13 protein-coding genes and 1 pseudogene are annotated in these 12,875 nt (G+C 67.7%); 6 read left to right on the forward strand and 8 right to left on the reverse strand.

Annotated features, from left to right (window positions below):
- Position 1 precedes the first annotated feature (1 nt).
- Positions 2 to 751, reverse strand: a complete 750-nt coding sequence (locus G6N07_RS09945; protein ID WP_085187191.1) for a L,D-transpeptidase — start codon at positions 749 to 751, stop codon at positions 2 to 4.
- 245 nt (positions 752 to 996) lie between these two features.
- Complete coding sequence (locus tag G6N07_RS09950; protein ID WP_085187189.1) at positions 997 to 1,932, reverse strand: threonine ammonia-lyase; 936 nt, start codon at positions 1,930 to 1,932, stop codon at positions 997 to 999.
- Between the two features lie 153 nt (positions 1,933 to 2,085).
- On the opposite strand from G6N07_RS09950, the gene G6N07_RS09955 reads away from it, so the two are divergent.
- Both G6N07_RS09955 and G6N07_RS09960 read left to right on the forward strand, forming a co-directional pair.
- Entirely contained in the window at positions 2,086 to 2,553 is a 468-nt protein-coding gene (locus tag G6N07_RS09955) for a DUF5994 family protein (RefSeq protein WP_085187187.1), read from the forward strand.
- A gap of 128 nt (positions 2,554 to 2,681) precedes the next feature.
- Entirely contained in the window at positions 2,682 to 3,080 is a 399-nt protein-coding gene (locus G6N07_RS09960) for an acyl-CoA thioesterase (protein WP_085187308.1), read from the forward strand.
- 38 nt (positions 3,081 to 3,118) lie between these two features.
- Here G6N07_RS09960 and G6N07_RS09965 read toward each other — a convergent pair whose 3' ends face one another.
- The gene (locus tag G6N07_RS09965) at positions 3,119 to 4,003 is read right to left on the reverse strand and encodes a cyclopropane mycolic acid synthase family methyltransferase (RefSeq protein ID WP_085187184.1); all 885 of its coding nucleotides are present in this window, start codon (positions 4,001 to 4,003) and stop codon (positions 3,119 to 3,121) included.
- A 243-nt stretch (positions 4,004 to 4,246) separates the two neighbouring features.
- On the opposite strand from G6N07_RS09965, the gene G6N07_RS09970 reads away from it, so the two are divergent.
- The 3 genes and pseudogenes from G6N07_RS09970 to G6N07_RS09980 all read left to right on the forward strand — a co-directional run bounded on the left by G6N07_RS09970 (position 4,247) and on the right by G6N07_RS09980 (position 6,385).
- Entirely contained in the window at positions 4,247 to 4,462 is a 216-nt protein-coding gene (locus tag G6N07_RS09970) for an Rv3202a family protein (protein WP_085187181.1), read from the forward strand.
- A 445-nt stretch (positions 4,463 to 4,907) separates the two neighbouring features.
- Positions 4,908 to 5,146, forward strand: a pseudogene (locus G6N07_RS20320) (hypothetical protein); the annotation flags it as partial.
- 138 nt (positions 5,147 to 5,284) lie between these two features.
- Positions 5,285 to 6,385, forward strand: coding sequence for an Rv2629 family ribosome hibernation factor (locus G6N07_RS09980; RefSeq protein ID WP_085187305.1), 1,101 nt, complete (start codon positions 5,285 to 5,287; stop codon positions 6,383 to 6,385).
- On the opposite strand, the gene G6N07_RS09985 is transcribed toward G6N07_RS09980, so the two are convergent.
- The 3 genes from G6N07_RS09985 to G6N07_RS09990 all read right to left on the reverse strand — a co-directional run bounded on the left by G6N07_RS09985 (position 6,370) and on the right by G6N07_RS09990 (position 8,428).
- Positions 6,370 to 7,089, reverse strand: a complete 720-nt coding sequence (locus G6N07_RS09985; RefSeq protein WP_085187178.1) for an HAD family hydrolase — start codon at positions 7,087 to 7,089, stop codon at positions 6,370 to 6,372. The genes G6N07_RS09980 and G6N07_RS09985 overlap by 16 nt on opposite strands.
- Positions 7,086 to 7,214, reverse strand: coding sequence for a hypothetical protein (locus G6N07_RS20725; protein ID WP_263858039.1), 129 nt, complete (start codon positions 7,212 to 7,214; stop codon positions 7,086 to 7,088). The genes G6N07_RS09985 and G6N07_RS20725 overlap by 4 nt, the downstream gene beginning before the upstream one ends.
- Before the next feature lie 107 nt (positions 7,215 to 7,321).
- Entirely contained in the window at positions 7,322 to 8,428 is a 1,107-nt protein-coding gene (locus G6N07_RS09990) for a glycosyltransferase (protein WP_085187175.1), read from the reverse strand.
- A 192-nt stretch (positions 8,429 to 8,620) separates the two neighbouring features.
- On the opposite strand from G6N07_RS09990, the gene G6N07_RS09995 reads away from it, so the two are divergent.
- Complete coding sequence (locus tag G6N07_RS09995) at positions 8,621 to 10,024, forward strand: HNH endonuclease signature motif containing protein (RefSeq protein WP_163784169.1); 1,404 nt, start codon at positions 8,621 to 8,623, stop codon at positions 10,022 to 10,024.
- A gap of 97 nt (positions 10,025 to 10,121) precedes the next feature.
- Here the strand turns inward: G6N07_RS09995 and G6N07_RS10000 are convergent, their stop codons facing one another.
- Both G6N07_RS10000 and G6N07_RS10005 read right to left on the reverse strand, forming a co-directional pair.
- The gene (locus G6N07_RS10000) at positions 10,122 to 11,033 is read right to left on the reverse strand and encodes a dienelactone hydrolase family protein (protein ID WP_085192906.1); all 912 of its coding nucleotides are present in this window, start codon (positions 11,031 to 11,033) and stop codon (positions 10,122 to 10,124) included.
- 182 nt (positions 11,034 to 11,215) lie between these two features.
- The gene (locus G6N07_RS10005) at positions 11,216 to 12,577 is read right to left on the reverse strand and encodes a type I glutamate--ammonia ligase (protein ID WP_085192895.1); all 1,362 of its coding nucleotides are present in this window, start codon (positions 12,575 to 12,577) and stop codon (positions 11,216 to 11,218) included.
- Positions 12,578 to 12,875 lie beyond the last annotated feature (298 nt).

Genomic DNA, 12,875 nt, shown 5'->3' on the forward strand with positions numbered 1-12,875 from the left:
GCTACGACTGGACGATGACCGGGTCCCCCATGCCGACGGTGTTGAAGTACCAGTCGGCGTTGTCAGGGCTGAGGTTGATGCAGCCGTGGCTGACGTTGGCGTAGCCCTGCGAGCCGGTAGACCATGGAGCGCCGTGGACGTAGACGCCACCCCAGGTGATGCGGACCGCGTCGTAGACGGTGAGTTTGTAGCCCTCGGGGTCGTCGAGGGGAATCCCGATCGTCCGCGAATCCATCACGACGACGGACTCCTTGCCCAGGACGCGGAACGTACCGACCGGTGTCGGGAACTTCGGCTTGCCCATGGATGCGGGCATCTCGCGAACCACCTGGTCGTCGATGCTGACCGTGAAGGTGTACGCATCGATGTCGGCGACGCCCACGACTGACGCGCCGGTCCGGAACTCGGTCGCAAAGTCACCCGCGCTGACCGAGATGGGCGAATGCGCGGGCCAGAAGCTGGTCGGGGTCCACTGCATCACCGAGTCGCTGAGCCAGCTGAATTCACCGCCGGGCGTCTTAGGCGAGGTGATCCGCAACGACTGCTGGGCCGCGAGCCGGTTGTCGACCGGTGCGGCGAATCGCACAGTGAGCGGCATGGCCACCCCGACGACGTCGCCCACTCCCGGTTCGATCGTCGTGACGGCCGGCGGCGTACTGATCGCTGCGGACCCCGACGCAACAGAACCGCTCATCGCGATGGCCACCGTTCCGGCGACGACCAGCATAGATCGCGTGAATATACGCAACATACGGCCAGTGTAGGGGGCCCGGCGGGTTGGCCCTCCCGATCGCCGCTGCCCTCGCGCCTCGACGGCGCCTTCCCTGATATGGCTTGTCCCCACGTCGTGGTCATCGTCGGCGCACGCCCCGGCGTTTCACCCGCTATGCCGGGTTCTCGCCCTGACGGGTGCGGCCAACGCGCTGACCATGTAGCAGCCGCGGTACACCAGCCTCCCACGGATGCCACCACCGCACAGCGGGGCGGCCGGACGGCTCAGCCCGCGAGGATCTCCCGAAGCAACGCGGCCTCGATGTTCCCGCCCGACACCACCGCAACGGCCCAGCCCACCGGTGCCACACTGCGGTAGCCGGCAAGCGCCACCGCCCCGCTGGGCTCACTGACCAGATGAGCGCGAAGTGCCAGATCCCTGACCGCGGAACGGATCTGGTCCTCACTGACGGTGACGGTGTGGTCGAGCACCCGCTGCAGGTGCGCGAACGTCAGGTCCGACGGCTGTGAGCGCAGGCCGTCGGCGATGGTGCGGTTGCGATCTGCGATCGACCAGTCCACCCGGTGCCCGCGCCGCAAACCCTCGGCCGTGTCCCCCGCCAGCTCCGGCTCCACGCCGTACACCGTCGCGTTCGGGCACAATGCCTTGACGGCGGTGCCGACGCCGGAGGCCAGACCGCCGCCGCTGACCGGGATGAAAACATGCTCGACGTCGGGCAGATCCTCGGCGATCTCGAGACCTGCGGTCCCCTGGCCGGCGATGATGTCGGGGTGGTCGAACGGCGGGACGAGCACCGCGCCGGTGCGCTCGACAACTTCGGCGGCCACCGCTTCGCGCTGACCGGCGGCGCACAGCACCACATCGGCTCCGTACGCACGGGTCGCGTCGACCTTAAGTCCCGGTGTCTCCTCGGGCATCACGATGTGCGCCGAAACTCCGTGCTGGGCAGCGGCATACGCTACGGCTTGGGCGTGGTTGCCGCTCGAGTACGCCACCACGCCGCGGGTTCGCACCTGCGAATCCAGTTGCGCGATCGCGTTGAACGCGCCGCGCACCTTGAACGCCCCGATGGCTTGCAGGTTTTCGGGCTTGAGCCACAGCTTTCCGGCCCATGCCGCGGGGATCAGCGGGGTCCGCAGCACGTCGTCGCGGGTGCGCGCCGCCGCGGCGCGAATGTCGTCGATGGTGACCAGTTGCACCCACCCAGTGTGCCGATCTCCACCGTCGTTCCCGCTCGCGGGGCGCCACGATGGGCGACGCCTGCGGGTTATGCTCGACCGGTCGCAGGTTCGTCGCGTGCCCGAGGTCGGGTTGCCGTCTGTGATGCGTGAAGACTGACAGGAGCGTCTGCGATGACGCCCAAACACTCCGAGTCACCCGGCTTCGGCCGGTTGACCATATGTGAGAGATCACAGATCCCCGGCGCGGTCGACGGCGCCTGGTGGCCGCGCAGTGCGGATCTCGGCGGCGAACTTCCCGATCTCGTCGCGGTGTTCAGCCGGCTGATCGGACCGATCCGTCGGGTCGTATACGACCCCTCCTCGTGGACGTCGGCCCCCAGCCGCGTCATCCACCGCAACCACGCCGTGGCCGTCGACGCCTACCGACTGGTCGCCAACGACACGATCTACTTGGTCGGTTCACATTCCAGGGATGCGCTGCTCTACGTGATCGGTGCCCAGGTGCCACCGCCGGCGGCACGGTCGGTCCTCGACGCCGTCGACGGCGGCCGGGAGTCGATCGGCGTGGGCATGCTGCGCAGGCTGACGCATCGACAACCGGCCGCGGCCGGTGACCGTCAGGAAGACGCCGCCTTGTGAACGCGTTCACCGACACGACGTGGCCCAGGCTGTCGCCGCCGATGCGAATCTGCGTCCGCGAAGCTGTCGGTGATCTCGCCGGGCGTTAGGGTGTGCCGGTGACCGGCGATGCGGCAGCGAAATTCTCGATGCCGGTCGTACCGCGCTACGCCGAGATCGACCAGCAGGGCGTGGTGTTCAACGGTCACTACCTGACCTGGTTCGACGAGGCGTGCACCGCGTTCTTCGACCATATCGGGGTGGCGTATCCCGTGTTGATCGCCGCCGGCCTCGACTTCCAGGTGGTGCACAGCGAACTCGACTACGCCGCTTCGGTCCGCTGGCGTGACGACGTGCGGGTGGCGGTCGGGTGCGAGCGTGTCGGCTCGTCGAGTTTCACCCTCGGCTTCGCGGTGTCGCGCCACGATGCGGGCACCGGCCCGCACACCGCGGTGACGGGGCGCAACGTCTACGTGGTGGTGTCGACGTGCGACTGGGCCAAGAGGGCGATCCCCGACTGGCTGCGGAGCGCGCTGACCACGGGTTGATCGCTGCCCGGTCGGTCGCACGGCGCGATACCGTCTGCTCAGCCCTTGGTGAGAGTGAACTGCGCGACGTCGGTGTAACCCTCGCGGAACAGGTCGGCGCAACCGGTCAGGTACTTCATGTACCGGTCGTATACCTCCTGCGATTGGAACGCGATCGCCTCGTCCTTCCGCTCCCGGAGCGCGGCCGACCAGATGTCGAGCGTCTTCGCGTAGTGCAGTCGTAGCGGCTGCACCAGCTTGACTTCGAAGCCCGCCTTGGTGGCGTGGTCGGTGACGGCGCGAGCCTGGGGCAGGTCGCCGCCGGGGAAGATCTCGTCCATGATGAACTTGATGAAGCGCAGCTTCTGCATCGTGATGGGCAGCCCGCGCTCGGCGAACTCCTCGTCACTCGGCTTGATGATGGTGTGCAGCATCATTACGCCGTCGTCCGGCAACGCGTCATAGGCCATCTTGAAGAAGTCGGTGTAGCGGTCGCGGCCGAAGTGCTCGAAGGCGCCGATGGACACGATGCGGTCCACCTTCTCGTCGAACTGCTCCCAGCCCTGCAGGAGCACGCGCTTGCTGCGCGGGCTGTGCTGCTTGGCGAAGAGCTGCTGTACGTGTGCCTGCTGGTTGCGCGACAGCGTCAGACCGACGACGTTGACGTCGTATTTCTCGATTGCTCGGTTGATGGTCGCGCCCCATCCGCAGCCCACGTCGAGCAGGGTCATCCCCGGCTGCAGCCCGAGCTTGCCCAGCGACAGGTCGATCTTGGCGAGCTGCGCCTGTTCCAGAGTCATGTCGTCGCGCTCGAAGTAGGCGCAGCTGTAGGTCTGCGTCGGGTCGAGGAACAGCCGGAAGAAGTCGTCGGACAGGTCGTAGTGCGCCTGGACGTCTTCGAAGTGGGGGGTCAAGCCCGGGGCATCACTGCTTGTTTCTGGCACGGTACAGCCTCTGACGTCGTGGTTTTGCGGTTCAGTTCGGCGCTCTCCCGCTTTCGAGAGTCGCCCCCGGTCGTCTGCGCACACTACCCGAACAGGTACCACCCCAAGACCATGGTCGGCCAGGTCAGTCACCCGACTGCCCGGAGTGCGCGACAACCGGACCGCAGCCGATGCCGCCGACATCACTACTGTGGTGACACGGCCGGCGTTCGGCCGATGTCAATGCCAGGAGGGAGACTGCCCGTGAGTACTCCGGATGAACCGGTGTTCGATGACGACGCCCCGGAAGCCGACGTCGTCGAACAGCTGATTCCCGTCGACGTGGACGACGAGGAGGAGGGCGGCCTGGACCCGGCGCGGGTGTCGGTATCGGGCAACTGGGACGCCAATGAGGCCGATGTGATCGAACAGTCGATCGCGGTCCCGCTGTCGGACGACGACCCGGATTTCGACCGCTGAGCGCCCGCCGGAGCCGCGCCGACGCGGCAGCCAGCGACGGTCCGAGGGTGTGGACGATGGTCGATGAGATGGCCGCCCAGCGTGTTTCGGTGGGTCCGGCGGGGGTATCTCGCGGCCATGAGAAGCGGTCCAACGGAGTCGGGCCAGGATCCCGACGCCGACCCTGAGATGAAGCAGAGTTCTACGCGGCCTCAGCCCGATCAGGCCGAGGGTGAGGATGACGCCTCGGAGACGTCCTGAGCGGTCGGGCTCCAGGTTCCCCAGGGCAGGAGAATCGTCGAAGACGGGCGCCCGGGATCCACGCCTCCGGACATGCGGGCCGGCGACTTCATTGGAGTGTTGATGCTGACGTCGGAGTGGTGATGCTGACGTCGAGAAGAGCGCCGGCGATGTACTTGTCGGACGTCGGTGACTGGCTGCCCGGCATGGCGGGTACCTGGTGCCGGTGAGTCCGTCCTCGGACACACCTGCCGACCATGGCCGTCAGCTACCCGAACGTGCCCGTCGTCATCTGTACAGCTTCCACCAGTTGATGCGCCGGGCCGACCTCTTGGTCGGTGAGGCGTGCGACAAGCTGCGCGAAGCGGGCCACGATGAACTGGCCGACCGGTTGGCCGCGAGTTGGTCGGGCGCAATGTGGTTCACGGCCGGTGGACGTTTCAGATCGTCGAGGATTTCGCCGACGGCCGACGCACGCGGCCGGCGATGACGACACCGGCGACCCGTCCGCTCGTGCGAAAAGGACGGTCGACGCTTCGAGCCGTTTGTCCCACGAGTGGGCGGGCACTCAGTGGGCGTCGTACTCGCTCAGGACGGAGAACCATGCAATCCGAACGCTTCCGAACACTTGCGGAGTCGAAGGGACCCTACGCGTCGGTGTACTTCGACGATTCGTATGACACCGAGGACGCCGCGGCCCAGCGCGATCTGAAGTGGCGGGCGATCCGTGACGACCTCGAGCAGCAGGACGCGCCGGCCGAGGTGATCGAGGCATTGCAGCACGCGATCCTCGACGCGTCACCGGCGGTGGGACGCAGCGGCAGGGGTCTGATCGCCGGAGCCGACGGCATCCTGCTCAACGAGCACCTGATCCGGCCGATCGAGACGCCGGTGGTCCGCTTCTCGTCACTGCCGTACCTCGTGCCCGTCGTGGAGCACGGCGCCCTCCATTCGACCTACGTGATCGTCACCGTCGACCATGCCGGCGGGGATATCACGCTACACCGGGATCGCAAGGTCGAATCGGACACCGTCGACGGCGGCGGCTCTCCGATCCACAAGGCCGACAGCGCCGAAACACCCGGCTACGGCGATCCGCAGCGCCGCACCATGGAAGCCGGGCGCAAGAACCTGCGGGCGGTGGCCGAACGGTTGGCCCGCCTGGTCGATGAGCACTCCCCCGAAGTCATCTTCGTCGTCGGTGAGGTGCAGTCCCGGTCCGACCTGATGCCCACCCTGGAGGACCGGGTAGCCGAGCGGGTGGTCGAACTCGACATCGGCGCCCGGCACAGCGGGTTCGACGAGGCCGATCTGCAGCCCGCGGTCGACCGGGAGTTCCTGCGGCGTCGGCTGTCGATGATCGAGCGTGCGGCGGAACAGTTCACGCAGGCCACGGGCCAGGGTTCCGGCCTCGCCACCGAGGGGCTCCATGGGGTCTGCGCCGCGCTACGGGCCGGAGCTGTCGAAACGCTCATCATCGGTGACATCGGGGATGCGACTGTCGTCGCCGGCGACGACCTGCTGACGGTGGCGCCGAACGAGAATGTGCTGTCGGAGCTGGGCACCGCGCCGACCCAGACGCTGCGGGCAGATGAGGCGTTGCCGCTTGCGGCGGTGCGCACCGGTGCGGCGCTGGTCCGCACCGACGAGCGGATCACTCCGGAGGACGGCATCGCCGCGGTGTTGCGTTACGCGTTGCCCTGACCGCTGGAGCGGACTCGGCTCAGCAGTGTGGCCACGGGGCTCTCGTCGAGGTGCGCGCGAAGGTCTTCGGCGTTCTCGAAGACCTCGCGGGCACCCGCCTCGGTGAGCTCCCCGCGGGACACGCCCCCACTGAGCACGCCGATCGATGTGAGACCCGCACGTCGACAGGCCTCGATGTCCCACACGGCGTCACCGACGAAAACCGCGTGGTCAGCGTCCACACCGGCACGTGCCAGCGCGATGTTGACGATGTCGGGTTCGGGTTTTGCGGTGTCGACGTCACCGCCGGACGTCATCGCGGAGTAGACGTCTTCACTGTCGAGCACCTCGCGCAGCGCCTCGAGCTCGTCCTCGGGCGCCGACGTCGCCAACACGACCTGCAGGCCGAGCTCGGTGATCCGCTCGAGCAGTTCGCGCGCCCCCGGGAGCAGCCGCAGTAGCCCCCTCGAGTCCAAATAGTACCGAGAGTGGCCGTCCTTCAGCCGCTTCCTTGCGTCGTCGTCGACGTCGGGAACCAGCGTGTCCAACAGCGTCGAACCATCCATGCCGATACACCGGTGCACACGCCAGGATTCGACCGTCAGCGACTCGTCGGCGAATGAGCGGTGCCAGGCGTGGACGTGCAGATAATTCGAGTCGACCAGTGTGCCGTCAATATCGAACAGCACGGCCGGTGCGGAACCCGCGCTGTGAGCATCGGTCATCGGGTGTGGTGATCGGTCGTAGGACCGCTGTCCGCGGCGAGGGTGGCGACGACGAGCAGCACTACCACCACTGCGACGACCACCACCACTGCGACGACGATCCACAAGATCGTGCTGGTAGCCACATCGGCTCCTTCGCTTGGGCGGGCGCGTCAGGCTGTCGACCCTCCCGCTGGTCACGGGTGCCCGTCCGCGCCGACGGCTAAACGGTTCCCCGGTGCCACCGCGCCGGCTAACGCGCTTCGAGTGCGGCGAGCATGCCCGCCGCGGCACGCGGCCAGGTGAACTGTTCAGCCCGTCGACGGGCATTTCTGCGACGCAATGATTCCGGTTTCCGGATCACCGCGCTGACCGCGTGGGCGAGCGATTCGGGATCGTTGTCGGCCGATGCCCCACTGTCGGCGGTGAGGATCTCGGCGAGCGCCGACGTGCGCGACACGACGGCGGGTGTTCCGCATGCCAGCGCTTCGAGCGCAGCCAGGCCGAAAGTCTCATGCGGTCCCGGTGCGAGCGCGACGTCGGCGGACGCCAGGATGCCCGCCACGGTGTCGCGACAGCCAATGTAGCCGGTGAAATCCACCGGTAGGCCGGCGGCCTGACGTTCGAGGCGCTGCCGCAGCGGTCCCTCCCCTACTACGACCAAGCGGGCGTCGACACCTGAATCACGCAGTGTTGCAACCGTGTCGATGCTGCGGTGCGCATGCTTCTCGACCGACAACCGACCGCAGTGCACCAGAAGTGTCTGGTCGTGGGTCGCCCACCGCTGTCGCACCTCATCGGACCGCCGGCGCGGGTGGAACTGGTCGAGGTCGACCCCCAGCGGAACGGTGACGACGTTCGTGGCGTCGATCCGGTCGAATTCCGTCCGTGCGAAGGCCGTCGTACAAACCACGGTGTCGTAACTGCTCGCGGTGCGGCGGTTGGCGACATCGGCGACCGCACGAGCGACGCGGCCAGGCAGCACCTGACCGACGAGGCGGTCGAGGCGTTCGTGGGAGACCATCACCGTCGCCGCACCGTGGCGTCGACCCCAACCTCCCAGCGACCGCAACGTCAGCCGGTCGGACACCTCGATCGCGTCGGGTTTCAGATCATGGAGCAAAGCGGTCACCGGACCCGGCAGGACAGCGCGGTAGCCGCCCGTGAACGGAATGAGGCGGGCCGGCAGGGTGATCCGTGCGACCCCGCTGGGTAATTGCTCGGTCTCTGCGCGGTGCCCGGGGACGACGAGGTACACCTCGTGCCCGGCTGCGCAGTACTCCGCGCCGAGCCGGTCTACCGCGGTACGTAAGCCGCCAGAGCGTGGACCGTAGAAATTGGCGACCTGCACCACCCGCATGCCTCGATGCAACGCGACGCATTTGTGCGGTGCGCGGCGGCGTATCTACCGGCGCCTGAACGGGCCGTGAACTCTCCACCGTCTCGCAACCGTGCATGCTTGTCCGCGCCATGCCGTGGGTTGTGCAGGACTTGGGTTTCTGCTGTCCCAATTCGCGGTGTTTTGTCGGTGGTTCGAACTAGTGTTCGAGATATGGATGGGGACTTTCACGGCGCGGTCGACCGCCTGCTGGCGGCGGTGACCGACTTGCAGACCGCCCCCATCGACGACCTGCCACACCGGCAACTGCTGGCCGAACTCGACCGCATCAAACACGCCGTATGGGCCGTGCCCAGTGTCGAGCACCGGTTGACCGGGCGGCTGATCGCCGAAGCCGACCCCCACCGCCTCGGCGCCACCTCCCTGCGCGAAGTGCTGGCCAACCACCTACGGATCACCCAGAAAGACGCCACACAACGACTCACCGACGCCACACAACTGGGCCCCCGCTACACCCTCACCGGCGAACGCGTCCAAAACGACCTCGCCCACACCGCTGACGCAGTAGCCCGCGGAGACATCGGCGTCGCCCATGTGCGGATCATCCAGGACTTCGTGAAAAGACTGCCGACATGGGTGTCGTTCGCCCGCCGCGACGACTACGAACACGACCTCGTCACCCACGCGCAGACGTTGGTGCCCGAGGACTTCCGCAAAGTCGCCGAGACCCTGCTGGCCCACATCGACCAGGACGGCGCCGAACCCGACTACCCCACCCAACAACGCCGCCGCACCGTCACGGTAGGCCGCCAGCAGGCCGACGGGATGAGCCACCTCGACGGCTGGATCGACCCCGAATTCCGGGCCTTCCTCGATGTGGTGCTGGCCAAACACGCCGCCCCCGGCGCCAACCTGCCCCACCACGACACCCACCACGACCACGACACCCACGATGCCGCCCACGACGACACCCACGACGACACCCACGACGCCGCCCGCACCGGCCGCGACCACCGCACCGCCGGCCAACGCCACCACGACGCCATCAAAACCGTCCTGCGCGACACCGTGGCCTCAGGCCGGCTCGGTCAGGTCGCCGGCGTGCCCGCCACCATCGTCGCCAGCACCACCCTCAGCGAACTCGAACACGCCGCCGGATGGGCCCACACCGGCGGCGGCAACCGCCTCCCCCTCCGCGACCTGATCCGCATGGCCGCCACCTCCCGGCACTACCTGGCGGTGTTCGACGACCACACCGAAGAAATCCTCTACCTCGGCCGCGCCAAACGCACCGCCACCACCGCCCAACGCCTCGCCCTGTTCGCCAGAGACAAAGGCTGCACCCACCCGCACTGCACCGCGCCGTTCTACTGGACCCAAGCCCACCACGCCCACGACTACCGCACCGGCGGGCGCACCGACATCGACAACCTCACCCTGGCCTGCCAACCCGCCAACCTCATGATCGACAAAACCGGCTGGACCACCCACCGCCCCGGCAACGGCCGCACCCACTGGAACCCACCAAAACACCACGACACCGGCCAACCCCGCCTCAACCACCACTTCCACCCCCACCGCTACCTCAGCGCAAAGGACGACGACGAGCCCGAATAGGGTGGACGGCGGCTGAGTTATGCCAACCCGCGTGACTCGGCGGCTGACCGATGTTGAAGGTGGTGAGGCCGACAAGGAGGTCGCTGGCCCGCAACGGCTAACCGACGTAGCGCGAGAGCCACTCCTGCACGCGTTTCCACGCGTCAGCGGCGGCTGTGGCGTCGTAGCGCTCACTGGTGTCGTTGAAGAAGGCGTGATTGGCGTCGGGCTCGGTGACGAGTTCGAACTGCATGCCGGCACTTTCCAACGCCGCGCGCGCGGCCGGTTTGCTTGCGTTCACCCGGTGATCCTCGGCGGCGTAGACACCAAGTACTGCGACATCCTTGGAGCCGGAGAAGTCGGGGTTCTCCGGGGTGGGCCCGTAGAACGGCACCGCCGCGGCCAGCCGTGGCTCCCCAGCGGCCAGCAGACGCCACACCATGCCTCCGCCCATGCAGAACCCCACCGCCGCGAGTTTGCGGTCCGGGACCCGGCGCGCCAACTCGTCGATACCGGACTTCAGATCGGCCACAGCCTCCTCGGCCGGCAGCTTGCCCAGCGCCGCCGTGGCCTCGGCGGGATCGGCGAACGTAGCGGTGCCGCCCTGCCCGGAGAGCAGATCGATCGCCAGCGCGGAATAGCCGATGCCGCCGAACCGGCCGGCGATGGACCGGATGTAGTCGTTGAGTCCCTTGTTCTCGTGGATCACCAGCACGGCGCCGCGCGGCTTGTCTGCCGCCGCCCAAGCGCCCTGCAGTTCGCCGCGCGGGCCGGCCCAGGTGACCGGCTTCGTCGGCACCGCGTTCTCCGATCCGGGCGGTGGCGCACTGACCGTGGCGGCGCCGCTCGAGGTCACCGGCACCTCGGCTTCCGGCTGCTTGTCCTCGCTGCAGGCGGCGAACAATGCCGTTGCGCCTGCGGTGCCGATGCCGAGCAGTGAGAGCCTGCGCAACGCCTCACGCCGCGACAGCAATCCGTCGACATGGTCGGTGGCGATCTCCTCGGCGATATATCGCTGGAAAAGTGTCACGGTGGCGAGTATCCACCCCTCACCGCACCGTCGGACGGAATTGCCCGAGCTCGCCGGGGCCGTGCTCGGCATGAACACCACTACGGCATCTACGGCATCTACGGCATCTACGCCGATATGCCGCGTCGCCGTGATGTACTCCTGGGTGTTCGACGGAACCGGCTAGACGTGAGGGGGCGCGGTCAGCCGCTCCAGGCCATCCGGAACTTGTCGGCTTGCTCCTCCGGCGACAGAACTCCGAAATGCTCCGCCTCGTAACGGCGCACGGCGACTACGGCGTCGACGACAGCGTCGCCGAGGATGCGGCGCATCGACGCGGAGCCTTCCAGGGCGCGTAACGCGTCGAGTTGGCGGTTTGGCAGCAGCACCGTCCCTGCCTGCGCGCGTTGGGCTTCGGAGAGCAACGCCGGGTCCACGTCGGTCTCCGGCGGCAGCGTCGACTCGCGTTCGATGCCGTCGAGCGCCAGGCCGAGAATGGCTGCCGATGCGAGGTACGGGTTCGCCGACGGGTCGACCACCTTCACTTCGACATTGGCGCCGTGCACGTTTCCGGGCCCGCCCTGCAGGAACCGCACCGCGGCTTCGCGATTCTCGGTGCCCCAGCAGATGTAGGCGCCGGACCAATGACCTGGCTGAATGCGCAGGCCGGACAGCAACGACCCACAGAGCACGCCCTGCGCCTTGGGTAGGCCGGCGACCAGGCCGGCGACGGCGGACTCGCCCTCCGCCGTCATCCCATGGGCCCCGGAACCGTCGGAGAACAACGGTACGCCGTCGCGCAGCAAGGAGAAGTGTTGGTGCGCTCCATTTCCGACGCTGCCGGCGAACGGGACGGGTGACAGGCTGACTCGCATGCCGTACCGGCGGGCCACTCGACCGACGATGATCCGCATGAGTATCAGTAGGTCGGCGGCGGCGACGGGCGGCATCGGCGGTAGGGAAATCTCGAACTGGTTTGCCCCGTACTCGGGATGGAACTGTTCGATCGGCACCCCCGAACTCGTCGCCGCATCGGTGACGTCTCGGACGAACCCCTCGTGCTCGAGCACCCCTGCCAGCCCGTACTGCGCCCACAGCGTCGACGGCAGGCGGCTGCCGTCCGGCTCGACCAGGACGAACTCCATCTCATGGCCGACCGAGGCCGTCAGCCCCGCCGCGGACAACCGGTCCTCCACGCGGCGCAGCGCGCCCCGGCTGCAGTACGGATCGGGTCCGCCGTCCTGGTCGAAGAATCCGCCCGGTGCCCAGGCCAATCCGTCACCCAGGATGCGCAGCCCGCTCAGGTCGATGCGGATCCGCTGATCACCGACGACGCTGATGGAGTTACCGAACACGATGCCCGCCTGATCGATGGTGAAGGCGTGCCAGACCGGGCTGGCACCGAGTCCCGGGTCCACGAACGTGCCCATCCGGCGTAGGGGAACCGTCTTGGCATGCGTGAGCCCTGCCGGGTTGACGACCGTCCCGATCAGGGTGGCGACACCGTCGGACTCCAGCTGCGCGATGGCGGCTGCGGCGAGGGGTTTGGCTGCCATGGCGACCATTCTTCACCCGGTGACCGCCCGGCGGCGTCCGGAAGCTACAAAGTGACGTGCAGCTCTGGAGCTGTCGAGGGTGCGAGACCCTGCCCATACCGACCCTGTACCCCGCAGGTGAGTGACCGGTCGCTGTATTCGGTAGAGGTTCCTCGTCTTCGTGACGACGTGCGCTGGTTCCCCACCGCAGAGCAACCGGCCCCTGGTGTAGACGGCGTGACTGACGAGACCATGGCGGCACCGAAATCGGGTGAGCGGGCGGCGAAGGCCGTCACGTCGTCATCGGCAAAGTCGTGGGCAGACGCCC

This window comes from Mycolicibacterium doricum (genome assembly GCF_010728155.1).
In the GTDB taxonomy this organism is placed as follows: domain Bacteria; phylum Actinomycetota; class Actinomycetes; order Mycobacteriales; family Mycobacteriaceae; genus Mycobacterium; species Mycobacterium doricum.